Here is a 26,177-nt window from a genome sequence, read left to right on the forward strand (position 1 = left end):
GAGCGCACCCGTGCGCTCTTGCACCGGGCAACTACGCCATTGCGAGCGGGCCCTTCATCCCCGTGCCCCCTCCGCGGGGAGGAGCGGGCAAAGGCTCGACCGGGAGGGCCCTCCCCTCACCCCACCGCCTGCTCGATCCGCTGCTTCAGCGCCGCGTCGATCCGCGGCACCAGCTCCAGCGCCGCCAGGTTCTGCTCCAGCTGGTCGCGCCGGCTCGCACCCAGCAACACGGTGGACACGTGCGGGTTGGCCAGGCACCAGGCAAGCGCAAGCTGGGCCTGGCTCACCCCCAGCTGCTGCGCGATCGGCGCCAGGTGGCGCACGCGCTCCACGCGCTCACGCCCCGACCCGAGCACCGTCTCGCGCAACCACTCGTAGCCAGGCTGCGCCAGCCGCGAATCATCGGGAATGCCCTCGTTGTAGCGCCCTGCCAGCAGACCGGACGCCAGCGGCGACCAGATCGTCGTGCCCATGCCGAAGCGCTCGTACAGCGGCGCGTACTCGCGCTCGACGCGCTCGCGGTGCAGCAGGTTGTACTGCGGCTGCTCGGCCACCGGCGCGTAGCAGTGGTTCTCGCGCGCGATCCGGTGCGCCTCGGCGATCGCCTCGGCCGGCCACTCGCTGGTGCCCCAATAGAGCACCTTGCCCTGGCGCACCAGCGTGTCCATCGCCGCCACCGTCTCCTCGACCGGCGTGTCCGGGTCGGGGCGGTGGCAGAAGTAGAGGTCCAGATGATCGACCCGCAACCGCTCCAGCGCCTGGTGGCAGGCTTCGATGACGTGCTTGCGCGAGAGCCCTCGCTGGGTGGGCTTAGGATGGTCCACCGCCCCGAAGAACACCTTGCTCGACACGCAATAGCTGTCGCGCGGAAAGCGCAGGTCCGCGAGCACGTCGCCCATCAACCGCTCGGCCTCGCCGTTGTTGTAGGTTTCGGCGTTGTCGAAGAAATTGACGCCCCGATCCCATGCCAGCGCCAGCAGCTCGCGCGCCTGCGCGCGCCCCACCTGCCGGCCGAACGTCACCCACGCGCCGAAGGACAGCGCGGACAGTTGCAGGCCGGTGCGGCCAAGGCGGCGGTAGAGCATGGTCTTCTCCTGCGAAGGCGGAGTGCGAAGACTATCCGGACAGGCTTCAAAGGTTGGCGAAGCCCGCTCTCATCGGGCCGGCACATGCTCCTCGCCATCCTCCTGCGCGATCGCTACCGCCTGCTGGATGGCATCGATCACCACCTGGGGATGGTCGTACTGGATGTAGTGGCCCGAATCGGGAACGATCACATTGACGCCCCGCGTGGACATGGCTGCGACCTCCAGATGCAAGGTCTCCCACAACAAGGTGCGCTCGTTGCGTTCCTGCCGGGTCTCGTCCCGGGCCTTGGGATAGGGCGAATGGGTCAGCACGATGATCGGGATGTCGCCAAAATGCCGGCGGGTCTTCCGCGTCTGCTCCGCGCTGGCATAGAACACCGCGCGCCTCTCGGACGCCGCGGCGGCCTGCCAGCGGAAGGTGGCCCCGTAACGGGCTTGGGCCGCGTTGATGGCCGGGCTGAAACGCGGGTCCGGCTCGCCTACGCACTTGGCATACTCGGGCGTGCCTTTGACCAGTCCCCGCCGCGCGGCGCCGATGCATGCCTCGTATTCGTCCAGCCACGCGTCCCACTTCGCCTGCTGGCCCGGAGCGCCGATCGCCCAACCGCGCACCGACTGGTCCTCGTGCGAACCCTCGACCGAAACCATGCCGACCACCTCCCGTGGATAGCGGTCGGCGAACACGCGGATGTACATGCCGGCGGCCGAGTGACCCACGAGCACATAGGGCGGCGCAATCTCCGCCGCCTCGAGCAGCGCGTGCAGATCGTTCGCGATGTTGTCGGCGGTGCCCGGCGCGGACGAGCCGTCGCTGAAACCGAGCCCGGCGCGATCGTAGGAACACACCCGCGTGCGCGCGGCAACGCGCGGCTGCACGAGCGCCCAGGAAATCGTCGAGTCGCCCATGCCTGCATCGAGGATCACGGTCGGCGAGCCGAAACCAAGGCAGTAGATGTTCATGCGCCTGCCGTGGCCGACGTCCACCAGCCGTTGCGGCCGGGTGTACGCCGGATCGTCAATCAACGGCTTGCCCGACGCCTGCCCCGCGCAAGGCAGCACCAGCACCGCTCCCACTGCAAGGCCCGCAAGCCTGGCGAGATAGTCCATGGATTCCCCGTTCGCGCCGCCGGGCGCGCATCGTTCAATGCGTGAGCGTCAACGCCATGGCCAACACGACCGCCGCGTAGATCCCCGCCACCACGTCGTCGATCATCACGCCCAGGCCGCCCTTCATGTGGCCGTCCAGCCAGCCGATCGGCCAGGGTTTCCATACGTCGAACAGGCGAAACAGGCCGAAGCCCACGGCGATCATCCACCATGGCGCGGGCAACAGCAGCAGCGGCAGTAGCGCAAGCCACTGCCCGACGAATTCATCCCACACCAGGCTGCGATGGTCGTCCACGCCGAGCGCGCGGCCGGCCACGTTGCAGGCCCACACCCCCAGCGCGAAGGCCAGCGCCAATGCCAGTACGTAGAGCGGCAGCTCCAGCCTGCGCAGCACCAGCCAGGGCAGGATCGCGGCGAGCGAGCCGAAGGTGCCCTGCGCCACGGGCGCCAGGCCCGAGCCCAGTCCACAGGCGAGCCAGCCTGCCGGCGACGCGAGCAGGCGGCGGCGCTGGTCGCGAGTGAGTTTCTTGCTCTCGGTCATGCGGGACTTCCGTTGGTTGCGCGCGAGCGCGGGATTCGCGCTAGGCGCCGAAATGATCCCAGCCCCTGCGTACCGCGGCCAGTGGCGCGCCGCCGGTCAGGTGCACGCCCTGGCCCTCGACGATCGCGCCGATGCGCGTGGCGTGGGCGCCCACGGCCGCCAGTGCGGCCTGCATCGCATCGATCGAGGCGGTCGGCACGGTGAAGCACAGTTCGTAATCGTCGCCGCCGGTCAGCGCCAGTTCGCGGGCGACCTCCAGGCCGAACACGCCGGGCAGTGCGGTCGACAGGGGCAACGCCGCGGGATCGACCTCGGCACCGACGCCACTGGCGGCGCAGATGTGGCCCAGGTCCGCGAGCAGGCCATCGGAGACGTCGATGCAGGCGCTGGCATGCGCGCGCACCGCCACGCCGGCCCGCACGCGCGGAGTGGGCCGATCCAGTCGCTCGCGCAGGGTGCGGTGCGCCTCGTCGCCCGGATCGAACGGCACCCTGCCCTGCACCAGTTGCAGTCCGCCAGCCGCGCTGCCGAGCGAGCCGGTGACGAATACCGCGTCACCCGCCCGTGCGCCGCCGCGGGTCATCGCCTGTCCCGGCGGCACGAAACCGTGCACCGCGACACTCAGGCAGAACGGGCCGCGGGTGGTATCGCCGCCCACCAGCGCCACGCCATGCTCGCGCGCCAGCTGCGCGAAGCCGTCGGCGAGGCCGTCGACGATGGCCGCGTCGCCGTGCGGCAGGGTCAGCGCGAGCAGTGCCCAGGCCGGCGTGGCGCCCATCGCCGCGAGGTCGGACAGGTTCACCGCCAGCGCCTTCCAGCCGATGTCCCGCGGCGCGGTGCCGCGTGGAAAATGCACGCCCTCGACCAGGGTGTCGATCGCCACCGCCAGTTCCTGTCCCGGCGGCACCGCAAGCACCGCGGCGTCGTCGCCGATGCCCAACCGCACGTCCTCGCGCGCCAGCGCGGTACGGTCGCGGATGCGGTCGATCAGGCGGAATTCCATGGCATGGCCGTCGGCGTGGGAACGCGCAAGCAGAGCACTCGCGCGCACGCGAATGCAAGGGCTCGGGGCCGCGCCCCCTGCCGAATGGCACGCGCTCCGGCGGCAACCAGGCTGGCTAGAATCGGGCCGTTCTCCCGGGAGACGACAGCATGCGCCCCACTCTGCTTCGCCACAGCCGCACCCTCGCGGCCTGGATCGGCCACCAGCGGCTGCTGCCGCTGCTCGGCGGCCTCACCCTGATTTGCGCCAGTGCACTGGCGGACACGCCCGCTTCCCGCGGTGTACCGGAGCACGGTGCACTGGAGCCGGTCCACGCCTTCTTCGACGCCATGGCGCGCCATGACCGGGCCGCCATGCGCGCGCAGGTGCTGCCCGCGGGTACCGCCACGCTGATGCGCGAGGGCAAGCCGGTACAGCTGACCCTTGGCGATTTCGTCGACGGCGTGAAGCCGGGCAAGGAGCGGATCGAAGAGCGCATCGGCACGCCACAGCTGCTGGTCGATCACGACCTGGCGATGGTGTGGGCGCCCTACACGTTCCTGCTCGATGGCAAGCCGCACCATTGCGGTACGGACGTCTTCAACCTGGTGCGGGTGGAGGGGCGGTGGCGGATCGCGGCCATCGCCGACAATAGCCGCGAGTGCGTATCCGGGGCACCTTGAGCTCATCCCGGCCCCCGGTGGGCGGCTACGGGGGCTTCACGTGATCAGCCCCGAGGCGTTCAGCGCGCCTGTTTTTCCGCCGAGCGCAGTTCGCCGGCGAGCTTGTCCAGCACGCCGTTGACGTAGCTGTGCCCGTGGTCGGCGCCGAAGCGCTTGGTCACTTCGATCGCCTCGTTGATGACGACGCGGTAGGGCACGTCGAGGCGGTACTTCAGCTCGTAGGCGGCCAGCCGCAGCGCGGCACGCTCGATCGGATCGATCTGCTCCACTTCGCGATCGACGTAAGGCTCGAGCGCGGCGTCAAGCTCGCCGACGTGCGTTTCCACGCCATGCAGCAGGTCCTCGAAGTATTCGAGGTCGGCCACCTCCATGTCCTGCTCGTGGCGGAACTGGTCGATCACGGCCTTCATGTGGCTGCCCGACAGCTGCCAGGCGTACAGCGCCTGCAGCGCGCGACGGCGGGCGCGCGAGCGGGCTGCCAGGTCGATGCCCTGCGGCGCGCCCATCACAGCTTCCCGTACAGGTTGGCCATCTCCAGCGCGGCCAGCGCCGCGTCGGCGCCCTTGTTGCCGGCCTTGGTGCCGGCGCGCTCGATCGCCTGTTCGATGCTGTCGGTGGTCAGCACGCCGAACGCCACCGGCACGCCGGCACTGTAGGCGGCCTGGGCCAGACCCTTGGCGCATTCTCCGGCGACGTAGTCGAAGTGCGGCGTGGAACCGCGGATCACCGCGCCCAGCGCGATCACCGCCGCGTAGCGGCCCCCGTTGGCCAGCTTGTGTGCGGCCAGCGCGATTTCCCAGGCACCCGGCACGCGGATCAGGTCGATCGCGTCGTCCTTCACGCCGTGGCGCACCAGCGCGTCGCGCGCACCGGCCACCAGCGGCTCGACGACGAAGCCGTTGAAACGGCCGGCGACGATGGCGAAGCGGCCCGTGGGCGTGGCGAAGTCGCCTTCGATGATCTTCATTGCGAATCCTTGGGGCAGACGGAAGGCCCTTGCGGGGCCGGGTATTTTACGGGTTTGGAACCCGTCCTGCTGCATCGGCTTCCCTGCAGGAGCGCACCTGTGCGCGACCGGCATGCCTCCGCGTCGCGCACAGGTGCGCTCCTACACGGGCAGGTGCGGGTAGCCGGTGCATTCCAGGCGCGCCTCGCCGTCCTCCACACGCAACCGCGCCTGGCCGCCGAACGGCAACGTGAGCTGGCGTGCGGCATGACCGTGCGGCAGGCCGTGGATCACCGGAATCCCGGCCATCCGCCCCAGTTGCGCAAACGCCGCATCCAGGTCGTAGCCGTTGTCGCGCGGGCCCGGGCGGCAGGCATGGAAATCGCCCAGAACCAGCGCGCGCTGCCTTGCGAGCACGCCGGAGAGCTGCATCTGGTAGAAGAGCCGCTCGATGCGATAGGGCGGCTCGCCCAGGTCCTCGACGAACAGGATGCCGTCTTCGATAACCGGGAAATACGGCGTGCCGAGCAGGCTGCACAGCACGGCCAGGTTGCCGCCCCACAGTGTTCCCTGCACGTCCAGTTCCGCGGCGCCGGCGCCGGACCAGGTGGCGACGCTGGTGTCCGAGGAAAGCGTGGCCCAGAAGTGGTCCCAGGTGAACGTCGGTGCCGGCTCGGCGCCCAGGTCCGCCAGCAGCGGGCCGGCGAAACTGCGCACGCCGCTTTTCACGTACAGCGCCAGTTGCAGCGCGGTGAAGTCGCTGTGGCCGACCAGCGCGAGGCTCGAACCGGCGAGCCGTTCGCGCAACGCGCCGTAGTCGAGCTGGCCGAGCAGGCGTGCCGCGCCGTAGCCACCGCGGGTGACCAGGGCGATGTCCGGCAGCGTATCGAGCGTGGCCAGCGCGTCGATATCGCCGGCGCGCGCGGCGTCGGCGCCGGCGAAGCGCAGTTGCGCACGCTCCAGCACCTCCTGGCACTCGATGCTGCAGCCGGCTTCACGCAAGCGGGCCACGCCGCGCGCCATGGCGGCGGGGTCGTGAGCGTACCCGGACGGGGCGATCAGGCGGATGCGGGCGTTGGGCATGGGCTTGATGGCGGGGGGATGCGAGTCATCCTAAGGCATGTGGAGTTTTGCGGCGGCCACGTCACACGTACTCGACCACTTCCAGATCAAACCCCGCCAGGCCCACCAGCTTGCGCGGCGTCCCCATCACGCACAGCTTGTGCACGCCCAGGTCGGTGAGGATCTGCGCGCCCAGGCCCAGCTGGCGCCACTCCTGCTGCTGCGCATCCTCCGGCGCCAGCGCGGCCGGCTGGCGCTTGAGCCGGGCCAGCAGGGCCTCGGTGGTGTCCTCGCCGGAAAGCACCAGCAGCACGCCGCGCCCCTCGTCGGCGATGCGCCGCAGCGCCGCGGTGACGGTCAGCCCGAGGTCCTCGCGCCTGAGGTGCAGCACGTCGGACAAGGTGTTGCGCACGTGCACGCGGGTGAGCACCGGCGCGCCATCGTCGACCGTGCCGCGCACCAGCGCGTAGTGCAGGCCATGGCGGATCGCGTCACGGTACGCCACCAGCCGGAACCGGCCGAACTCGGTATCGACCTCTTCCTCGTGCACGCGCTGGATGGTCTTCTCGGTCTCCAGCCGGTAGCGGATCAGGTCGGCGATGGTGCCGATCTTCAGGCCATGTCTGGCCGCAAAGACTTCCAGCTCGGGGCGGCGCGCCATTGAACCGTCCTCGTGCAGGATCTCGATCAGCACGGCGGAGGGTTCCAGGCCCGCCAGCGCCGCCAGGTCGCAACCGGCCTCGGTGTGGCCGGCACGGGTGAGCACGCCGCCCGGCTGCGCCGTGAGCGGGAAGATGTGGCCCGGCTGCGAGAGGTCCTGCGGCCTGGCGTCGGACTTGACCGCCACCTGGATCGTCCGCGCACGGTCGTGGGCCGAGATGCCGGTGGTGACGCCTTCGGCCGCCTCGATCGAGACGGTGAAGTTGGTGTGGTAGGGCGAGGTGTTGTCGCTGACCATGGGCTTGAGGCCCAGCTGGCGCGTGCGCTGCTCGGTGAGCGTCAGGCACAGCAGGCCGCGCGCCTCGCGGACCATGAAGTTGACGTCTTCCGGCCGCACCATCTGCGCGGCCATGACGATGTCACCCTCGTTCTCGCGGTCCTCGTCGTCGAGGATCACGACCATCCGGCCGGCGCGGAGGTCTTCGAGGATTTCGGGGATGGTGTTGAAGGACATGCTTGGGGATCCGGTGTGTGTGGCGTCCAGAGAGGATGGAGGATGGCGGAACGGCCCGGGCCTGCGCCGCGGCCGGCCTTGCCCCTCACGATGGGCGAGGGAATCGAGGTGTCAGGCGAAGCCGTGCTGCTTCAGGAACGCCTCGTCCAGCCGCGGCCCCTGGCCGCTGCCGATCAGCCGTTCGACGTAGCGCGCGATCACGTCCACCTCGATGTTCACGCCGTCGCCCGCGCGCCTGGCATGGAAAGCGGTGTGTTCCACCGTGTGCGGAATCAGGTTCACGCCGAAACGGTTGCCGGCCACCTCGTTGACGGTGAGGCTGGTGCCGTCGATGCAGATCGAGCCCTTGGCCGCGATGTAGCGCGCCAGGTCCGCCGGGACCTCGAAGGTCCAGCGCTGCGAGCGCGCATCGGGCGTGACCGAGACCACCTTGCCGACGCCGTCGACATGGCCGGACACCAGGTGGCCGCCCAGCCGGTCGGCCAGCCGCAACGCCTTTTCCAGGTTGACGGGGTCGCCCGCCTTGAGCTGGCCCAGCGTGGTGAGCGACAGCGTTTCGTTGGACACGTCGGCCGCGAAGCCACGCTCGCCGAGCAAGATGGCCGTCAGGCACACGCCGGATACGGCGATCGAATCGCCCAGCTGCACGTCGGCCAGGTCGAGCCCGGCGGTATCGACATGCAGGCGCACGTCACCGCCGCGCTTTTCGAGCCGCGCGATGCGACCCACGGTCTGGATGATGCCGGTGAACATCAGCGCACCTCCCGGACGGAGGCGGCAATACAGGTGGATTTGGACATGAAACGTTCTCCGCGAACCAGATGAGAACGCCCCAAGGCATGAGGCCTGCGCACGGCCTTGGCAGCCATGCGCGCGACCGTCTTCTTTCATCCGGACTGTGACCGTCGGCTCCGGCATCGGACCGGATCTGCTGACCTCCCGCCAGGGCGGAAGCGCTCGCGGGCTCGTTTCTTGCGAAACCTACCGCCGGTGGGGAATTTCGCCCCGCCCTGAAGACGCGATTACCGGCCAGGCCGGCGGGCGCAGTCTAGCACCGGACCGATCGCCGGACTCCCGCAGGAGCGCCTACCTTGTGCGCGACGCCAGCACGCGAGCTCGTCCCGCGCAGTCGCGCGCAGGGTTTGCTCCTACGAGGCCGGCCGCAGCCGCAGGCGGATGTCCTCGCCGACCATCCGCCGGTCCAGCGTCCGCAACCGCCAGCGATCGGCCATCCGCGCCAGCGGCGGCAGGGCCAGCAGCGGTCGCGCCGTATCGCCGAGCAGCACGGGCGCCACGTAAAGCAGCAGCTCGTCGGCCAGCCCGGCCGCCAATAGCGCGCCACACAACGTCGGGCCCGCTTCGACGTGCACCTCATTGACCTCGCGGCAGGCGAGCTCGGCAAGCGCGGCCTGGAGGTCGAGATGGCCGCCCTCCGCGCCCAGGACGACGCGTTCGACCACTGCCAGGTGAGGCGGAACGGTTGCGGCGCGCGCGTGCATGAACAGCGTGGGTGCGCCCGGATCGAGCACATGGGCGCCGGGCGGCGTGCGCAACTGGCGGTCGAGGATCACGCGCAGCGGTGATACCGGGAAGACATCCCCACCCTCCCCCGCGGCGCCGTGAGGAAAGCCACTACCTTCGTCTTCGGGCAGGCGCACGGTGAGTCGCGGGTTGTCGGCCAGCACGGTGCCGCTGCCGGTGAGGATCGCCGAACTGCGCGCACGCCAACGCTGCACGTCCGCGCGCGCGGCCTCGCCGGTGATCCACTTCGATTCACCATCGGCCAGCGCGGTGCGCCCATCGAGGCTCATCGCCAGCTTGACCCGCACCCACGGGCGTCCGCGCTCGATGCGACTGAAGAAACCGATGTTGAGCTCGCGTGCCTCCTCGCGCAGCAGGCCGGACTCCACCGTGATGCCCGCGGCGCGAAGTTTCCCGGTCCCGCGTCCGGCCACCCGCGGGAACGGATCCTCCGCAGCTATCACCACCCGCGCCACGCCGGCGGCCACCAGCGCATCGGCACAAGGTGGCGTCCGGCCGAAATGCGCGCAAGGCTCGAGCGTCACGTACGCGGTAGCCCCACGCGCCGCCTCCGCCGCTTCGTGCAGCGCGAATACTTCCGCATGCGGCTCTCCCGCGCGCCGGTGCCATCCGCTACCGACCACGCGTTCGCCGTGCGCGATCACGCACCCCACGCGCGGGTTTGGCTGGGTCGTGTAGAGGCCACGCCCGGCCAGCCGGAGCGCGTGCTCCATGTGCCGATGGTCGAGCGCGGAGAACGAAGCGGTCATGTCGCAGCGCCAAAGTCCTGTAGGAGCGCACCCTGTGCGCGACCGGGCGGCACGGGCGCGCACAGGAGGCGCTCCCGCAACCGCATCGCGTAAGCCTATTTGCCCGGCCGCTTGCTGCCGCCCAGCAACGGCAACTGCAGCCCATCCAGCCCGGGCAGGTCCCGCTCGAGCTTCTCGATCTCCTCGCGGAACGCCTGCACGTCCTCGAACTTGCGGTAGACCGAGGCAAAACGCACGTAGGCGACCTGGTCGAGCTTCTTCAACTCGCGCATCACCAGCTCACCGACCTGGCGCGAGGGCACTTCGCGCTCGCCGCTGCGCCGCAGGTCGTTGATGATCTCGCGCACCGCGTTGTCGACGTCGTGGCTGGCTACCGGCCGCTTCTGCAGCGCGCGATCGAAACTGGTGCGCAGCTTGCGCTCGTCGAACGCCTCGCGCCGCTCGCCGCTCTTGACGATCGCCGGCAGCTTCAGCTCCGCCGTCTCGAACGTGTTGAAACGCTCGCCGCACTGCGGGCACTCGCGACGACGGCGCACGGTGGCGCCGTCCTCGGTCAGCCGCGAGTCGATCACGCGGGTGTCTTCGTGCTGGCAGAAGGGGCAATGCATGGTTATGGGATTCGGGAGACGGGATTGGGGATTGGAAGGGCACCGGGATTCGCGAACCTGCCGGCTCTACCGAATCTCGAATCCCCGATCCCGACTCCCGGCATCTCAGCCATACACCGGGAACTTCCTGCACTGCGCCTCGACCTTCCCGCGCACCTTGGCGATCACCGCCTCGTCGCCGGGCGCATCGAGCACGTCGCACAGCCAGTTGGCCAGCTCGACGCAATCGGCTTCCTGGTAGCCGCGGGTGGTGACGGCGGGGGTGCCCACGCGCAGGCCGGAGGTGATGAAGGGCTTCTGCGGGTCGTTCGGCACGGCGTTCTTGTTGACCGTGATGTGCGCCTTGCCCAGCGCCGCCTCCGCGTCCTTGCCGGTGACGCCCTTGCCGATCATGTCGACCAGCATCAGGTGGTTTTCGGTGCCGCCGGAGACGATCTTGTAGCCGCGCTCGATGATCGTCTTCGCCATCGCCTGTGCGTTCTTCACCACCTGCGCCTGGTAGGCCTTGAAGTCCGGCTCCAGCGCCTCCTTGAAGGCTACCGCCTTGGCCGCGATCACGTGCATCAGCGGGCCGCCCTGGATGCCCGGGAAGACGATCGACTGCAGCTTCTTCTCGATCTCCTCGCCCGCCTCGCCCATCGCCTCGCGGCTGGCCACGATGATGCCGCCGCGCGGGCCGCGCAGCGTCTTGTGCGTGGTCGAGGTGACCACGTGCGCGTGCGGCAGCGGGCTGGGATAGACGCCGGCGGCGACCAGGCCGGCCACGTGCGCCATGTCGACAAAGAAGATCGCGCCGACCGAATCGGCGATCTGCCGCATGCGCTTCCAGTCGACCACCTGCGAATAGGCCGAGAAGCCGCCGACCAACATCTTCGGCTTGTGCTCGGTGGCCAGGCGCTGGACCTCGTCGTAGTCGATCAGGCCGGCGTCGTCGACGCCGTACTGCACCGCGTTGAACAGCTTGCCGGAGATATTCACCTTGGCGCCGTGGGTGAGGTGGCCGCCGTGAGCCAGGCTCATGCCGAGGATGGTGTCGCCGGGCGAGAGCAGCGCCAGGTACACCGCCTGGTTGGCCTGCGAGCCCGAATGCGGCTGCACGTTGGCGTAGCTGGCGCCGAACAGCTGCTTGACGCGGTCGATGGCCAGGCGCTCGGCCACGTCCACGTAATCGCAACCGCCGTAGTAGCGCTTGCCCGGGTAGCCCTCGGCGTACTTGTTGGTCAGCACCGACCCCTGCGCCTCCATCACGCGCGGGCTGGCGTAGTTCTCCGAGGCGATCAGCTCGACGTGGTCTTCCTGCCGGCGCGCTTCGTCGGCGATGGCCTTCGCCAACTCAGGGTCGAAACCTTCGATCGTGCAATCCTTCGGGAACATGCGTCGCCTCGGCGGGTGGGGATGGATAGGTGCAAGCCGGAAAGTGTAGCCCTGCCGGGGGCTTGCGGCCACCATCGGCGCCGCGCCGGTGCAGCGCCCACACCATCACGTAGCTGATCACCATCAGCAGCAGCCAGGACCCGAGCTTCGCCCAGGGCACCATCGACCAGCCGTGGCGCTGCGCCGGATAGAGCCAGGCGCGGCTGAACGTGCCCACGTTTTCCGCCAGCCAGATGAACAGCGCCACGAGCGCGAAGCCCAGCAACAGCGGCATCCGCCGGTGCACGCGGCGGATGCGGTAGTGCACCCAGGTGCGCCGGAACAGCCATCCCAGCGCGGCAAACAGCAGCAGCCGCGCATCCGGCAAGTAGTGATGCGAGAAGAAGTTGAGGTAGATCGCCAGCGCCAGCGCCACCGTCGGGCCGAAGCCCGGATGGCCGGTGAAACGGAAATCGAACAGTCGCCAGGCCCGGGCGATGTAGCTGCCGACCGACGCGTACATGAATCCGGAGAACAGCGGCACCCCGCCGAGACGCAGCAGCGACGGCTCCGGGTAGATCCACGAGCCGACCGCCGTCTTGAACAATTCCATCAACGTGCCGACCACGTGGAACAGCGCGATCACCCGCGCCTCGCGCGGGCTCTCCAGCCCGCTTGCCAGCAACGCGATCTGGATGCCGACCGCCGCCAGGGTGATGAAGTCGTAGCGCGCCAGCGGCGCCCCGGCCGGATACCAGCGCCAGGAGGCCAGCAGCAGCGCGACCATCAGCCCGCCGAACAGGCAGGCGGAGGCCTGCTTCACCCCGAAGCAGAGGAACTCGTAGGCGAAGGTCGCCGCCCGCCCGTGGCGGGACGCCATCCGGCCGAACCACCGTTCGATCCCGCGCCAGCTCCGGCGCACGCCGCGTGTGCCGCTGATCGCTTCCATCGCCCCGCTCCCGTGGCAAAACCCGGAGGCTCAAGGGGAAAACGGTTCGCCGCGTGGCAACTTGCGGCCCGATCGGCGATAATTGGCGGTCATTTCCCCGCCTTTATCCGCCGGACCGCCCTCGCGGCCCGCGGACGCCCTTAGGGAGCCGCAGCATGCAGTACATCTACACCATGAACGGGGTGAGCAAGACCGTCCCGCCGAAGCGCCAGATCATCAAGGACATCTCGCTCAGCTTCTTCCCCGGCGCCAAGATCGGCCTGCTGGGCCTGAACGGCGCGGGCAAGTCCACGGTGCTCCGGATCATGGCCGGCGTGGACACCGACTTCCAGGGCGAGGCCCGCCCGCAGCCGGGCATCAAGGTCGGCTACCTGGCGCAGGAACCGCAGCTGGATCCGGACAAGACCGTGCGCGAAGTGGTCGAGGAAGGCGTGCACGAGATCCTCGACGCGCAGAAGCGCCTGGAAGAGGTCTACGCCGCCTACGCCGAGGAAGGCGCGGATTTCGACGCGCTGGCCAAGGAGCAGGAGCAACTGGAGAACCTGCTCGCCGCCAACGACGCCCACGCGCTGGAGCGCCAGCTCGAGGTCGCCGCCGACGCGCTGCGCCTGCCGCCGTGGGACACCAGGGTCGGCCCGCTCTCCGGCGGCGAGAAGCGCCGCGTGGCGCTGTGCCGCCTGCTGCTGTCCAAGCCGGACATGTTGCTGCTGGACGAGCCGACCAACCACCTGGACGCCGAGTCGGTCGAGTGGCTGGAACACTTCCTGCAGGACTACCCCGGCACCGTGGTGGCGGTCACCCATGACCGCTACTTCCTGGACAACGCCGCCGAGTGGATCCTCGAGCTCGACCGCGGCCGCGGCATCCCCTGGAAGGGCAACTACACCGAGTGGCTGGAGCAGAAGGACCAGCGGCTCAAGCAGGAAGCCCAGCAGGAGAAGTCGCGCCAGAGGGCGATCGAGAAGGAGCTGGAGTGGATCCGCTCGGCCGCCAAGGGCCGCCAGTCCAAGGGCAAGGCGCGCCTGAACCGGTTCGAGGAGCTGAACTCGGTCGAGTACCAGCGCCGCAACGAGACCAACGAGATCTTCATTCCGCCGGGCGAGCGCCTGGGTAACGAGGTCATCGAGTTCAAGAACGTCTCCAAGTCCTTCGGCGACCGCCTGCTGATCGACGACCTCTCGTTCAAGATCCCGGCCGGCGCCATCGTCGGCGTGATGGGTCCCAACGGCGCGGGCAAGTCCACGCTGATGAAGATGATCATGGGCAAGGAGCAGCCCGATTCGGGCGAGGTCAAGTTGGGCCACACGGTCAAGCTCGCCTACGTCGACCAGTCGCGCGACGCGCTCGACGGCAAGAACAACGTCTGGCAGGAAGTGTCCGGCGGCTCGGACATCCTCACCATCGGCAACTTCGAGATCCAGTCGCGCGCCTACATCGGCCGCTTCAACTTCAAGGGCACCGACCAGCAGAAGATCGTCGGCAACCTGTCCGGCGGCGAGCGCGGCCGCCTGCACATGGCCAAGACCCTGTTGCAGGGCGGCAACGTGCTGCTGCTCGACGAGCCGTCCAACGACCTGGACGTGGAAACCCTGCGCGCGCTGGAAGACGCGCTGCTGGAGTTCCCCGGCTGCGCGGTGGTGATCAGCCATGACCGCTGGTTCCTGGACCGCATCGCCACGCACATCATCGCCTTCGAGGGCGACTCGCACGTGGAATTCTTCCCCGGCAACTACAACGAGTACGAAGCCGACAAGAAGCGCCGCCTGGGCGACGAGGCCGGCCCCAAGCGCGTGAAGTACAAGAAGCTGGCTTGAGGGCAGGGATTCGGGATTCGGACATAACTCGATCCCGCAGCAACCGGCTCCCTCTCCCCCGGCGCAGCCGGGGGAGAGGGTTGGGGAGAGGGGGAGGCCTTTCGCCCTACCCGCCCGCCGCAACCTCGCACCACCATCGAGCCACACCACGATCACCACCCAACGAGGAGCCACCATGCACTTCATGCAGTCCCTGCACCAGGCATGGCAGCACAATGACTCCCTCGTCTGCGTCGGCCTCGACCCCGAACCCGCCAGATTCCCGCCGCACCTGCGCGACACCCCCAACGCGGTCTACACCTTCTGCCGCGCCATCGTCGACGCCACCGCCGACCTCGTCTGCGCCTACAAGCCCCAGATCGCCCACTTCGCCGCGTTGCGCGCCGAAGACGCGCTCGAGCGGCTCATCGCCCACATCCACGATGCCCACCCGGGCATCCCCGTCATCCTGGATGCCAAGCGCGGCGACATCGGATCCACCGCCCGGCACTACGCCACCGAAGCCTTCGAACGCTACGGCGCCGACGCGGTCACGCTGAACCCCTACCTCGGCCGTGACTCCATCCAGCCCTTCCTCGACCGCGCCGACAAGGGCGTGATCCTGCTCTGCCACACCTCCAACCCCGGCGCCGCCGACCTGCAGGACCTCATCGTCGAAAGCACCGAGGGCAAGCGCCTGCCGCTCTACCAGCACCTGGCCCGCACCATCGCGCGCGACTGGAACGGCAACGGCAACTGCGCCCTGGTCACCGGCGCCACCTGGCCCGAGCAACTCGCGCAGGTCCGCGCGCTGGTCGGCGACATGCCCCTGCTCGTCCCCGGCATCGGCGCGCAGGGCGGCGACGTCGAAGCCGTCCTGCGCCACGGCCGCACCACCGACGGCACCGGCCTGATGATCAGCTCCTCGCGGGCCATCCTCTACGCCGCCAACGACGCAGACTTTGCCGCCGCCGCCCGCCAGGCCACCGAGGCCCTGCGCGACCAGATCAACCGCTACCGCGGCTGAGGCGAACGCCCCCTACCCGCTCCCGTTGCGACAGGGCGAAGCAAACACCGCTGGACAGATTCGCACTGCTGACGCGTCGGCACGCGTTATCGCCCGTTGCCCTCGATCGCGGCGGCAAAGTCTTACGCCCGGCGGCACGCGTGGCTGATGGCCCGGCGCCGCGCAATGCCTATCCTGCGCGCTCGCCAACGGGACAAGGAGCGGACATGGCAAGCAGACGATGGACAGCGACAGGCATGGCCCTGGCTGCGGTTCTGGCAGGCGCATCGCCGGCGCTTGCCGGCGACCACGACACCGTGGTGGCGGTCATGCCGGTGTTCAGCCAGCTTGTCGCGTGGCCGATGCCTTCAGGCTTCGCTCGGGTCAACGAGGAAACCCATGCGAACAACTACCTGTTCGAAGCGGTGCGCGAGGGCGAATCCTTGGTTGACTGGTCGCAGATGGTCAGCCTGACGGGAGCCGCCGGCCTGGCCGACTACCCGCAGGTCACGCCAAGGGATTTCGCAATCCGCCTCGCGGCATGCTTCCAGGAGACTTGTCCGGACTCCTATTACGGCATCGAACTGGAGACCCCGGTCGTCGATGACTATCCCACCTACGCCGCAGTGGCCGGTTGCGGCGCGCTGCCAGGCAGCAGCGAATCCCCCCATGGCGAGACAACGCTGATCGTGGTGATCAAGGGCGCGCACGACTACTACACACTGCAATGGTCCGAGCGCAAACCCGCGCAATCGGAGCCTCCGCGGATCGATGCCGAGCTGTGGTCGCAGCGACTGGCGGCGCTGATGCCGATCCAGGTGTGCGACCGTGTGGCGGAGGAAAAGCCGCCTTATCCGAGTTGCACCTCGTCTTTCGCCGCAAAGCGCGACGCGCTTGCCCAGCATGCGTCCGCCTCCCGAAAAGAACCCGCGACCGATTCGAGTGCCGTCGAGGCTGGTTGGGAAGCCGCCGGCTTCACGCTGACCCTCCAGCATTATCTTTCCGCGCTGGCTTCCACCTGTGATTCGCTGCCCGGCGTATCGGCCGACGGCGAGGGAATCTTCGACACATGGCGAGAGCGCGCCCGCAACGGCATGTTCCTGGACGCCAGCCGGATGTACCAGACCACACTCCTGGTCGCGGTTCAGAACTCCAGCGGCAAGGAGGCGGCCGACCGTATCCTCGCCGGGCAGATGGCGTTGGCGCACCAGCAGGGCGACGTCGAGGCCGCAAAACTGCTTGCCGGCACACCGGCGCAGGTGGCTGAAACATGCCGCCGCACGGCGGCCCACGTGACGGCCGGCGAGTACGACATCACCGAGAAGCTTCCGGTCTACGCCACCCTCGATCGGATGGCCCGCGACCTGGGCGCGGATGGCCACAGCGATGCAGGTACACCGTGAGACGCTTTCCCGCCGAGCCCGGCCGACTGCCGCCGGGCCCGCCCGCGACAAGAGCGAACGTGTGATAAAAGGGGCGCCGCCGCCCGGCGGCGGCGCTTCGCGGGGCCATGTATGGCAACGGACTTATCCTTCATCGATTACGTCGTCGAACAGGCCGCGCTGGGTGAACGTGTGGCGTTCAAGCGGATGTTCGGCGAATACGGCATCTACGTCGACGGCAGGATCGTCGCCTTCGCGTGCGACAACAGCCTGTTCGTCAAGGCGTCGGATGCCACCTCGACCTTGACGGCAGGTCTGCCGCGTCGTCCTCCCTACCCCGGTGCCAAGCCCTATCCCGTGGCAGACGAGCTGCTGGACGATGCGGAACGGTTGCAGGCGCTGCTGGCCTCGACGGCCGCAGCCATGCCCGAACCAAAGCCCAAGCCCAAGCCCAAGCCCAAGCCAACCCGCCGCGGCACCCGGCAGTAGACCGTTCGCCGCGGACCTCGGCCACTGGCGCGGGAAGCCTGCGGTCGGATCCAACCGCAGGAGAAGCCGGGCAAGAGTTCGTGCTTGCGTTCGGCGGTATCTTTGTAGCCTGCAGGGGCCATGTGCGGGCCCGCCCCGAACCAAGGATGCGACATGCTTTCCATCTTCTGTGTTCTGCTGGGCTCGGCCCTGGCCACCCCGGCGCCGGTCCAGGCGCGCACGTTCAAGGCGGACCCGTTCCTGTGGTTCGACTTGGCCGAGCATATGAGCGCCAACGTGCAGCTGGGCGACCTCGATGGCGATGGTGACCTTGACGCAGTGATCGCCAACGGCCGGCATTGGGCGCAACAAGACGTCGCCTTCCTCAATGCCGGCAACGGGCGGCTACTGGAGGCCCGCCCTATCGGCACGGCGGCGATGCCCAGCTACGCCATCCGCCTGGCGGACCTGGACGCGGACGGGGACCTGGATGCCGTGGTCGTCCACGACGTGATGCCCGCACAGGTCTTTCTCGGCGACGGCAAGGGCAACTTGTCGCCCGGCCCGCGCCTGGGCACGCGAGGTGGCAACGCGCGGGGCGCGGCGCTTGTCGACGTCAATGAAGACGGCGCGGCGGACCTTGTCCTGGCTCGCCGGCATGATCCGGACGTGTTCTATCCGGGCGATGGAAAAGGCGGCTTCGGCACCCCACACCCCATCGGCGGCGCGGATACCGCATCGACCTCCGTTGCGACGGCAGACTTCAATCGGGATGGCCACGTCGACCTCGCGTTCGCGCGCAGGGATCAGCAGGCGAGCGTGGTGATGCTCGGCGATGGCTCCGGCGGCTTCGTCGAGCACGCCCTGCCCGGAAGCGTCGCGGATTCGCGCCCGATCGTGGCCGGCGATTTCAATGGTGACGGCAACCCCGATCTGGCGCTGGGTGTCATCGGCAGTGCGAACGTTCTCTACCTCGGTGACGGCACCGGCGCGTTCGCGCAGGCGGTGCGGTTCGGCCCGCCCGGCACGCGCACCTACGCCCTGGCGGCGGCCGATCTGGATCGCGACGGCGATCTCGACCTGGTGGAAGGCAACGACGAACAGCCGAACGCGGTCTATTTCAACGACGGGCCCGGCACGAACTTCCGCCGCGTGCAGCTCGACGAAGACGACGCCGAGACGTACGGCGTCGCGGTCGGCGACATGGACGGGGACGGCTACCCCGATCTGGTGTTCGCAAACTCGCAGAGCGTGAATGCGGTCTACCTCAACCGGCCGGCGAAGCGTCCGGCAGGCAAGGCGGACGCAGCCCACTGAGTTGTTGCCGGCTTGTCGGTAGCCCGTCGCCAACGGATCGTCCGGTAGTCCAGCCCCCGGAACCCGCCGATCGCGTGGCCGCGCTCCCGGCGAGGGTTGCACCGGCATCGATGGCAGGCTCCGCCTTCCGCGAACGCCGTGAGCTTGGGGGCAGGTTCTCCCGATCCACGCCGGTGCAAGCCGATAGCCCGATCCGCTTGCCCGTCCCTCAGCGGAACTGATCGCTCGGCGGCACCCATGAACTGGTGGCCGGCGCGGGCGCCTGTATCGGCTGCGGTGGCGCGCGGCCGTCGCCCGGGCAGCCAGGCGGCAGCGGGCCGCCGCTCACGCGGGCGGCAGCGCATTGGGCAGCGTTGTCCAGATGGATGGGGGCGGCGGGCGCATTGGTCGATGCAGTCTTCGCCGCGCTGGCGGCTGCCGTGGGATCGAGCGATTTCACCGGTGCCAGGTTCAGGCGCTCGTACAGCTCCGGATCCCGGGCCGCTTTCGCAGGCGGATCACCCCCACAGCCAAGCAGCGCGATCGGGAACAGCGGGCTGACCTTGCAATTGAGCCGCACGCCGCGCGGCAGGTGGAACGTGTGCTTGATGGTGGTCTTCTCGACCGCGTGGCGCAGCGCGGTGTCGATGGAACTCTCGCCTTCGGGTGCCCAGTCGTCTTCGAACCGCGTCGGACGGTAGCCGATGTCGGGCACGCGGTGATCCATGATCTCGGTGTCGCCATGCGGCTTGAGCTGGATATAGCTGCCCACCTGGCCCTTCTCGGCACCCCCGGCCGCACCCGGCTGCGCCTTGCCCTGCCTGCCCTCGCCCTGCCCGCTGCCCTGTCCAGTCTGCGGGGCGGGTGCGCCGTTGGCGTTGGCGGCTTCGGGTGCCGCTTCGCGGGCGCCGGGCGTGCCGGTATCGCTGCCCTGTGGCGTAGCCTCCGGTGCACTGGCGGGCGCGTTCTCCGGCGCCTGCGCGTCGGCCGACGCCGTGGCGGCAGCTTCGCCGGTGGGCGCGGCAGGCACGGCGGCTTGCGTCGGCGCGGGTTCGGTCGACGGCGTGGCGGCGATCTGCGGGCGCGCCAGGACGATGGAGGTCGCGGGCGACGTCGCCCTGGATACGTCGATGGTGGGCGCGGCCGGTTTCGGCGCGGCGGGCGCGGCCGTGGTCTCCAGCGGCACGGCCGAAAGCTGTGGCTCGGCAAGCTGGATGCTGGGCACCTGCACGCGCGGGCGTTCCCTCGGCACCAGCGGCGCGGGCGCGCTGACCTCTGGCGCCAGGTTGATGGTGGGCGCGACCTGCGCCGGCAGCGGGATCGCCTGGACCTGCGGCGTAATGGGCGCAGCCGGCGGTTGCGGGCGGACCAGGTCCACCGTGCTGGGTGGCGATGCCTTCGGCGGCGCGACCTGGTCGAGCGCGATGCTGGGCGCCACGACCGGCGGCGCCGCCTGCGCGGGGACGGCCGGCATCGCCAGCGAAGGCGGCGCGGGCATCGGCCGGTTGCCTTCGGGCTGCGGTTTGCGCACCGGTTCGGGCTGGAACTTCGGCGGCACCGGGCGCTCGGTCGGCGGTGTGTCCAGGTTGATCCGCGGCGGCGTGCCGGCCAGCGGCACCGGCGTGAGGTCCGGCGTCGGTTGCGGGCGCGGCAGCGTGAGCGGCGGCGGCGGTGCGGCGGCTCTGGCGATCTCGATGGTCGCCTTGGGCGCGGTCACCGTGATGACCGGCGTGTCGGGCGTGGAAGGCGCCGGTGTCGGGGGCGTGGCCGGCGCCTGCGTGGCTCGCGTCACCGCGGCGCGCGTGTTGCCGCGGTGGCGCGGTCCCACGAGCCTGGGCGGCGTGCCGCGCACCGGCGGCGGGGGCGGTGGCTCGGGTTTGTCGATCAGGCGCACCTGCAGCGGCGCGGTGTCGCGCGGTGGTTCCGGCAGGTCGTAGGCAGGGCCGAGGATGGCGCCGAACAGCACCAGCAGATGCACCAGCAGCGTGCCGGCCAGGCCGGCGATGCGCAGGCCGCGGTCGCGCGGCCGCTCGGCGCGACGACGGCGGTAGACGATGGCCTGCGCCGCGGCGTCCCGCGGCGAGCGCAGCATGACCACCGGACGCGCGTCGGCGGGCGAGTCGCTCGGCTTGTCCGCAGGGGGCAGGGGCATGGCGAAAGTGTAGCCTGCGGCTTGGCGGGGCCGTGCGCCGTGGACGGGCCGGCCGGTCGGTTGCCGCCGGCCCGCCGGGGGGCGTCATGGACTGCATCGCCCGCAAGCAGGCACTGCAGGCGCCCAGTGGACCGGGCGCTTCAGGGCTTGCGGCAGTGAGCCGGTGGCGGCTTGCCGGCCTGCCGGGCCTCGCCGCATTCCGCGTCGACGGCGCGCGCCGGCGTGTCGATCGGGCAGCCGTGGGGAAGCGGCTTGCCGTCGCGGTAGAGGGCGATGCATTCGGACAGTTTGCGCACCGGTGGCGCCAGCTCCTTCGCCAGGGGGGCAGGCGCCATGTCGAGGCGTTCGTCGCCATCCTTCTTCGAGGGAGGCGCCGGCGGCATGCCGCACATCGGCGTGGGGATGCCAAACAGCGTCTTGCACTTCAAATGGATGCCGTGACCGAGGTCGACGGACTTGTGCTCGTTGGAATGGGTGGCGCTGAGCGCGCGACGCACGCCCTGCCCGAGGAGGGTCTCGTCGGGCGGCGGGAAATATTCCTCGAAGCGCGTGGCTTTGTACTTGATCGGGGTGTCGTGGCTCATCACCTGGCTGTCGCCCTGCGGCATGCGCTGGATGTAGCCGGGCGCCGGCGTGGCGGTCGTGGCGGGACCCGCAGGCAACAGGGGTTGGCCGGTGCGGTCGTAGAGCCGGGGTGTGGTGGCGGTCGTGGCGCGGGCGGCGGGCAGGTTGGCGGTCATTGCATCGGTGCGTGGCCGCTCGCGTGCCGGGGGCGGCGGCGCGGCCGGCGGCGGTTTCGGCACGGCCGGCGGCGGTGCGGGCGCGGCGGCGCGCGGACGCTCGATCAGGCGCACCTGCAGCGCATCGCCCCGTCGCGCATGCACGACTTCACGCGCCGGCCGCGGCTGCATTTCCCACCATACGACGATGGCGAACAGACCATGCAGCGCCAGCACCAGCGCCAGCGCGAGACGGAAACGCCAGGGCTCGCGCGGCGGCCTCCGCTCGCGCCAGGCGCGCAGCAGCGCTCGGGTGTCCTCGTCCAGCGGCGCCAGGCCGGCGCGCGTCGGGGAGACTTGCCAACGATGGTGTTCGACCTGCGGCGGGGAAACGATGGGGAAAGCTCCGTGCGTGGGGAAGCGGGCCGGTTCGTGCCCGCCTTCGCAAGACCGTCACGTTTGCAAGGGGTTCCCGCCCGCATTGCAGCTTGACCACGCGGGTCGATGGCACAAGGCTACACAGGCGGCACCCGCCGCACCCCGCCATGACCGCCCCCGCCCGCGCTTGCGCGCCTGAGGACGACCATGACGGCCCGCCATCGTCAGCCGCCAAGCGCGGCCTCGTGCGGCGCCGTTCATGCCGATGCGAGTCCCGCGCCTCTGCTTGAGGAGGGTCGCATCGTGTCGTACAGCACGGAAAACATCCGCAACATCGCGCTCGCCGGCCACGCCGACACCGGCAAGACCACCTTGTTCGAAGCCTTGCTGCTTGCCGGCGGCGTCATCCAGACGCCCGGCTCGGTCGAGCGCGGCACTACCCAATCGGATACCGATGCGCAGGAGAAGGCGCGCGGCCATTCGATCGACAGCGCGATCGCGGGCATCGACCGCGACGGCTGCCACATCAACCTGATCGACACCGCCGGCTATGCCGACTTCCGCGGCGCCACCCTGTCCGCCTTCGCCGCGGTGGAGACGGTGGCGATCGTGGTCAACGCCACCAACGGCGTCGAGCACGGCACGCGGCGCATGATGGCGCGGGCACGCGAGCGCGGCCTGGCGCGCGTGCTGGTGGTCAACAAGATCGACACGGAGGGCGCGCAGCTGGCGATGCTGGTCGACACGCTGCGCGACGAATTCGGACCCGAATGCCTCCCGGTAAACCTCCCCGCACACGATGGCACGCAGGTACTGGATTGCTTCTTCCACGACCAGGGCACCACCGATTTTTCCTCGCTGGCCGCGGCGCACCAGCAGATCCTGGACCAGGTGGTCGAGATCAACGAGGCGACCATGGGCGCCTACCTCGACCAGGGCGAGGGCGCGCTCGGCCGCGAGCAGCTGCACGACGCATTCGAGCAGTGCCTGCGCGAGGGCCACCTGGTTCCCATCTGCTTCGTCAGCGCGCGCACCGGTGTGGGCGTGCCCGAGTTTCTGGACCTGGCCGTGCGCCTGCTGCCCAATCCGGCCGAGGGCAACCCGCCGCCCTTCGTCGACGGCCAGGGCGAAGCGATCACGGTCGATGGCGACCCTTCCAAGCACGTCATCGCGGACGTCTTCAAGATCGTCAACGATCCGTTCGTGGGCAAGCTGGGCGTGTTCCGCGTGTGGCAGGGCACGATCCGGCGCGACACGCAGTTGTTCGTCGACGATTCGCGCAAGCCGTTCAAGGTCGGCCACCTGTTCCGGCTGGACGGCAAGGCGCACGTGGAGATCGAACAGGCCGTCCCGGGCGACATCGCGGCGGTGGCCAAGGTGGAGGAAATCCACTTCGACGCGGTGCTGCACGACTCGCACGAGGAGGACGGCATCCACCTGGCGCCGATGGAATACCCGCAGCCGATGTTCGCCCTGGCGCTCACGCCCCGCCACAAGGGCCAGGAGCAGAAACTCTCGCAGGCGCTGGCGCGGCTGGCCGAGGAGGACCCGTGCCTGCGCATGGAGCACCACAAGGAGCTCAACGAGACGGTGGTGCGCGGGCTGTCGGAGCTTCATCTGAAAGTGATGCTCGAGCGCATGCGCGAGCGCTACGGCGTGGAAGTGGACACGCATCCGCCGCGCATCGCCTACCGCGAGACGATCGCCGCCCACGCCGAGGGCCACCACCGGCACAAGAAGCAGACCGGCGGCGCCGGGCAGTTCGGCGAGGTGTTCCTGCGCGTGGAGCCGCTCGACCGTGGCGCCGGCTTCGAGTTCGTCGACGAGGTCAAGGGCGGCGTCATCCCCAACCAGTTCCTGCCGGCGATCGAGAAAGGGGTGCGCCAGGCGATGGACGGCGGCGCGGTCGCCGGCTATCCGATGCAGGACCTGCGCGTGACCGTGTACGACGGCAAATACCACCCGGTGGACTCCAAGGAGGTGGCGTTCGTCAGTGCAGGCAGAAAGGCGTTCATGGACGCGGTGGGCAAGGCGCGGCCGATCGTGCTGGAACCGATCGTGGATGTGGAAGTGGCCATTCCCGAGACCAGTGTGGGCGACGTCACCGGCAGCCTTTCGGCCAAGCGCGCGCGCATCATGGGTACCGACGCGCAGCGCGGTGGCGAGTTGCTGATCCGCGCGCAGGCGCCGCTGGCGGAACTGACCGACTACCCCACCGAACTCAAGGCCATGACCGGCGGGCAGGGACGCTACAGCCTGGATCTCTCGCACTACGAGCCGGTGCCGCCGCCGGTGCAGAAGCAGCTTTCCGAGGCGTGGAAGCCGCACGTCGAGGAGGATTGATCGCGCGCCCAGCCCGCTCCCGTCGGAGAGCGGGCTGGGCACGGGACCGGGGCCCGCAGGGAACTGCGGCAGGAGGCCTCAGGCCGCCGCCGCCAGCGCCTCGATCACTGCGTTGGCGAACGCCGGAATGTCGTCGGGCTTGCGGCTGGTGATCAGGTTGCCGTCGCGCACGACCTCGCGGTCCTCCCACTTCGCGCCGGCGTTTTCCAGGTCCTGCCTCAGCGATGGCCACGAGGTCACCTTGCGGCCATCGACCTGGCCCGCGTTGATCAGCGTCCACGGCCCGTGGCAGATCGCCGCCACCGTCTTGCCAGCCTTCGCGAACGCCTGCACCAGCGCGACCGCGGCCGGCTGCGTGCGCAGCTTGTCGGGGTTGATCACGCCGCCGGGCAGTATCAGCGCGTCGAAGTCGGAGGCATCTACGTCGCCCAGCTTCATGTCCACCGGCACGCTGCCGGCCCAGTCGCCGCCCTTCCAGCCCTTGATCTCCCTGGCATCGCCCGGCGCGACCACCTGCACGTCGGCACCGGCCTCTTCCAGCAGGCGCTTGGGCTCGGTCAGTTCCGAATACTCGAAACCGTCGGTGGCGAGCACGGCGATCGCGCGGCCGTTAAGCTTTTTCGATGACGTCATGGTGATCTCCTGCGAACGAAGCGGGGAGCATGACGGGTGATGCATGCGCAAGGCGTCTTGCGCATGTCATCCGGGCGTTAGCGCCCGCGGTCAGCGCTTGGGCTTGAGCAGGGTCCCGGTGCAGTTGGGCGAGCCGCACAGGCACTGCCACCGCTTCTTCAGTCGCGCGGTGTAGGGCACGTCCAGCACGATGCCGTAGTCATAGGTCAGCTCCTCGCCCGGCTTGATGTTGCGGATCGCCTCGATCAGCACGCGGTCCCTGCGCGGGTCGCCGCTTTCGCTTTCCTCGACGACCGCGCGGCAGTTCGGCGCACAGCTGTGGTTGATCCACCGCGCGGTGTTGCCCTTGCGGTTGGCGTCGATGATGTAGTCGTCGTTGAGCGTGAACAGGAACGTGTGCCCGGTCTCGCCGCCGTCGCCATACATGTCGTCGGCCTCGGCGTGCGTCATCAGCGTGCCCTTGTATTCGACGATCTCCTCGCCCTTCCTGATCGGCGCGGTGGCGAACACGCCATTGCCGTGGATGGGGGAGCGGCGGGCGATGTAGCGGCGTGACATGCGTGGGGAATCCTGGGGCGAAAGACGCTGATGATGCCTGTTCGCCGCGTACCGCGAAACCGCGCCGCCCGTCGTGTCCGCAGGGACGCTGACGCGGACCGGCCGGCTGTGGTTAGAATCAGGAATTCGAACGATCGTTTGGAGAATCCCACGATGCGTTTCCTGCGCTGGATCGTCCCGCTGTCGCTGGTCCTGGGCCTGATCGCCTGTGGCCCGCCCCGCAAGAGCGTGTTCCCGCCCACCGTGAGCATCCAGCAGCTGGAGCTCCAGCCCGGCGGCGCCTGGCGGCTGACCGTGCGCATCCAGAACAACAGCTACGCCGGCATGGACTTCACCGCGCTCGATGCGCAGCTGGCGATGCCCGACAGCGTGCCGGTGCGCGTGCACGGCAGCTTCGAGCGCGACATCCCCGCCTTCGCCAGCGATTCGGTGCAGATCGACGTGCTGCCGACGCCGGCGATGGGCAAGGCGCTGGCGGCCAGCGCCGCCAGGGGCAGCGCCGGCGCCCTGCCCTACACGCTCTCCGGCAGCGTGCGGGCCAGGCCCGAGCAGGAGAAGTCGCCGCGCGACTTCGGCTTTTCCGGCAAGGACTGGCTCTCGCCCGTGCCCGGCATCGCCAACACCTGGCGCTGACCCGCGCCCTCATGCACGCCTGATGGCGGCTT

The 26,177-nt window shown here is 69.5% G+C and carries 25 protein-coding genes and 1 riboswitch; of the genes, 8 read left to right on the forward strand and 17 right to left on the reverse strand.

Features of this window, described 5'->3' with window-relative positions; all coding sequences use genetic code 11:
- Window positions 1-116 precede the first annotated feature (116 nt).
- The 4 genes from LQ771_RS11600 to thiL all read right to left on the reverse strand — a co-directional run bounded on the left by LQ771_RS11600 (window position 117) and on the right by thiL (window position 3,739).
- On the reverse strand, window positions 117-1,085 hold the full coding sequence (locus tag LQ771_RS11600; RefSeq protein WP_231349571.1) for a potassium channel beta subunit family protein: 969 nt from the start codon (window positions 1,083-1,085) through the stop codon (window positions 117-119).
- Between the two features lie 69 nt (window positions 1,086-1,154).
- Window positions 1,155-2,195 carry an alpha/beta hydrolase gene (locus LQ771_RS11605; protein ID WP_231349572.1) on the reverse strand — a complete coding sequence of 347 codons (1,041 nt, stop codon included), beginning with the start codon at window positions 2,193-2,195 and terminating at the stop codon, window positions 1,155-1,157.
- Window positions 2,196-2,229: 34 nt separating this feature from the next.
- Complete coding sequence (locus LQ771_RS11610) at window positions 2,230-2,736, reverse strand: phosphatidylglycerophosphatase A family protein (protein WP_231349573.1); 507 nt, start codon at window positions 2,734-2,736, stop codon at window positions 2,230-2,232.
- Between the two features lie 40 nt (window positions 2,737-2,776).
- A complete protein-coding gene (gene thiL, locus LQ771_RS11615) occupies window positions 2,777-3,739 on the reverse strand; it encodes a thiamine-phosphate kinase (RefSeq protein WP_231349574.1) in 963 nt (320 codons plus the stop codon).
- Between the two features lie 149 nt (window positions 3,740-3,888).
- On the opposite strand from thiL, the gene LQ771_RS11620 reads away from it, so the two are divergent.
- Window positions 3,889-4,401, forward strand: a complete 513-nt coding sequence (locus LQ771_RS11620) for a nuclear transport factor 2 family protein (protein WP_231349575.1) — start codon at window positions 3,889-3,891, stop codon at window positions 4,399-4,401.
- A gap of 59 nt (window positions 4,402-4,460) precedes the next feature.
- On the opposite strand, the gene nusB is transcribed toward LQ771_RS11620, so the two are convergent.
- The 9 genes from nusB to LQ771_RS11665 form a co-directional block, all read right to left on the reverse strand.
- Window positions 4,461-4,907 (reverse strand): transcription antitermination factor NusB, encoded by a 447-nt coding sequence (gene nusB / locus LQ771_RS11625; protein ID WP_231349576.1) that lies wholly within the window; start codon window positions 4,905-4,907, stop codon window positions 4,461-4,463.
- Complete coding sequence (gene ribH, locus LQ771_RS11630) at window positions 4,907-5,368, reverse strand: 6,7-dimethyl-8-ribityllumazine synthase (RefSeq protein ID WP_231349577.1); 462 nt, start codon at window positions 5,366-5,368, stop codon at window positions 4,907-4,909. Before ribH ends, nusB begins: the two co-directional genes overlap by 1 nt.
- Window positions 5,369-5,509: 141 nt before the next feature.
- Window positions 5,510-6,430 (reverse strand): LD-carboxypeptidase, encoded by a 921-nt coding sequence (locus tag LQ771_RS11635; RefSeq protein WP_231349578.1) that lies wholly within the window; start codon window positions 6,428-6,430, stop codon window positions 5,510-5,512.
- 61 nt (window positions 6,431-6,491) lie between these two features.
- On the reverse strand, window positions 6,492-7,583 hold the full coding sequence (gene ribBA, locus LQ771_RS11640) for a bifunctional 3,4-dihydroxy-2-butanone-4-phosphate synthase/GTP cyclohydrolase II (protein WP_231349579.1): 1,092 nt from the start codon (window positions 7,581-7,583) through the stop codon (window positions 6,492-6,494).
- 111 nt (window positions 7,584-7,694) lie between these two features.
- Entirely contained in the window at window positions 7,695-8,336 is a 642-nt protein-coding gene (locus tag LQ771_RS11645; protein ID WP_231349580.1) for a riboflavin synthase, read from the reverse strand.
- A 122-nt stretch (window positions 8,337-8,458) separates the two neighbouring features.
- A riboswitch (FMN riboswitch) is annotated at window positions 8,459-8,605 on the reverse strand.
- A 126-nt stretch (window positions 8,606-8,731) separates the two neighbouring features.
- Window positions 8,732-9,874: a bifunctional diaminohydroxyphosphoribosylaminopyrimidine deaminase/5-amino-6-(5-phosphoribosylamino)uracil reductase RibD gene (gene ribD / locus LQ771_RS11650; protein WP_231349581.1), complete on the reverse strand. Its 1,143-nt coding sequence runs from the start codon at window positions 9,872-9,874 to the stop codon at window positions 8,732-8,734.
- Between the two features lie 95 nt (window positions 9,875-9,969).
- Window positions 9,970-10,482: a transcriptional regulator NrdR gene (gene nrdR, locus LQ771_RS11655; RefSeq protein WP_231349582.1), complete on the reverse strand. Its 513-nt coding sequence runs from the start codon at window positions 10,480-10,482 to the stop codon at window positions 9,970-9,972.
- Window positions 10,483-10,587: 105 nt separating this feature from the next.
- A complete protein-coding gene (glyA, locus tag LQ771_RS11660) occupies window positions 10,588-11,856 on the reverse strand; it encodes a serine hydroxymethyltransferase (protein ID WP_231349583.1) in 1,269 nt (422 codons plus the stop codon).
- Window positions 11,816-12,784: a DUF817 domain-containing protein gene (locus LQ771_RS11665; RefSeq protein ID WP_231349584.1), complete on the reverse strand. Its 969-nt coding sequence runs from the start codon at window positions 12,782-12,784 to the stop codon at window positions 11,816-11,818. Before LQ771_RS11665 ends, glyA begins: the two co-directional genes overlap by 41 nt.
- A gap of 155 nt (window positions 12,785-12,939) precedes the next feature.
- On the opposite strand from LQ771_RS11665, the gene ettA reads away from it, so the two are divergent.
- The 5 genes from ettA (at window position 12,940) to LQ771_RS11690 (ending at window position 18,750) form a co-directional block, all read left to right on the forward strand.
- Window positions 12,940-14,598, forward strand: a complete 1,659-nt coding sequence (gene ettA / locus LQ771_RS11670) for an energy-dependent translational throttle protein EttA (protein WP_231349585.1) — start codon at window positions 12,940-12,942, stop codon at window positions 14,596-14,598.
- 175 nt (window positions 14,599-14,773) lie between these two features.
- Window positions 14,774-15,604, forward strand: coding sequence for an orotidine-5'-phosphate decarboxylase (gene pyrF / locus LQ771_RS11675; RefSeq protein WP_231349586.1), 831 nt, complete (start codon window positions 14,774-14,776; stop codon window positions 15,602-15,604).
- A gap of 206 nt (window positions 15,605-15,810) precedes the next feature.
- Window positions 15,811-16,986 (forward strand): hypothetical protein, encoded by a 1,176-nt coding sequence (locus tag LQ771_RS11680; protein ID WP_231349587.1) that lies wholly within the window; start codon window positions 15,811-15,813, stop codon window positions 16,984-16,986.
- 111 nt (window positions 16,987-17,097) lie between these two features.
- Window positions 17,098-17,454, forward strand: coding sequence for a TfoX/Sxy family protein (locus tag LQ771_RS11685; RefSeq protein ID WP_231349588.1), 357 nt, complete (start codon window positions 17,098-17,100; stop codon window positions 17,452-17,454).
- Window positions 17,455-17,607: 153 nt separating this feature from the next.
- The gene (locus tag LQ771_RS11690; RefSeq protein WP_231349589.1) at window positions 17,608-18,750 is read left to right on the forward strand and encodes an FG-GAP repeat domain-containing protein; all 1,143 of its coding nucleotides are present in this window, start codon (window positions 17,608-17,610) and stop codon (window positions 18,748-18,750) included.
- A 208-nt stretch (window positions 18,751-18,958) separates the two neighbouring features.
- Here LQ771_RS11690 and LQ771_RS11695 read toward each other — a convergent pair whose 3' ends face one another.
- Together LQ771_RS11695 and LQ771_RS11700 are read right to left on the reverse strand one after the other, a co-directional pair.
- Window positions 18,959-20,881 carry a hypothetical protein gene (locus LQ771_RS11695; protein WP_231349590.1) on the reverse strand — a complete coding sequence of 641 codons (1,923 nt, stop codon included), beginning with the start codon at window positions 20,879-20,881 and terminating at the stop codon, window positions 18,959-18,961.
- Between the two features lie 140 nt (window positions 20,882-21,021).
- Entirely contained in the window at window positions 21,022-21,837 is an 816-nt protein-coding gene (locus LQ771_RS11700) for a hypothetical protein (protein WP_231349591.1), read from the reverse strand.
- A gap of 444 nt (window positions 21,838-22,281) precedes the next feature.
- Here LQ771_RS11700 and fusA point away from each other — a divergent pair, with 444 nt between their 5' ends.
- On the forward strand, window positions 22,282-24,321 hold the full coding sequence (gene fusA, locus LQ771_RS11705) for an elongation factor G (protein ID WP_231349592.1): 2,040 nt from the start codon (window positions 22,282-22,284) through the stop codon (window positions 24,319-24,321).
- 78 nt (window positions 24,322-24,399) lie between these two features.
- Here fusA and LQ771_RS11710 read toward each other — a convergent pair whose 3' ends face one another.
- Both LQ771_RS11710 and LQ771_RS11715 read right to left on the reverse strand, forming a co-directional pair.
- A complete protein-coding gene (locus LQ771_RS11710; protein ID WP_231349593.1) occupies window positions 24,400-24,954 on the reverse strand; it encodes a type 1 glutamine amidotransferase domain-containing protein in 555 nt (184 codons plus the stop codon).
- 90 nt (window positions 24,955-25,044) lie between these two features.
- Window positions 25,045-25,512, reverse strand: coding sequence for an SET domain-containing protein (locus LQ771_RS11715; RefSeq protein ID WP_231349594.1), 468 nt, complete (start codon window positions 25,510-25,512; stop codon window positions 25,045-25,047).
- Window positions 25,513-25,665: 153 nt separating this feature from the next.
- On the opposite strand from LQ771_RS11715, the gene LQ771_RS11720 reads away from it, so the two are divergent.
- Window positions 25,666-26,145 (forward strand): hypothetical protein, encoded by a 480-nt coding sequence (locus LQ771_RS11720; protein WP_231349595.1) that lies wholly within the window; start codon window positions 25,666-25,668, stop codon window positions 26,143-26,145.
- The last annotated feature ends 32 nt before the right edge of the window (window positions 26,146-26,177 follow it).

Source organism: Frateuria soli, assembly GCF_021117385.1.
Lineage (GTDB): Bacteria > Pseudomonadota > Gammaproteobacteria > Xanthomonadales > Rhodanobacteraceae > Frateuria_A > Frateuria_A soli.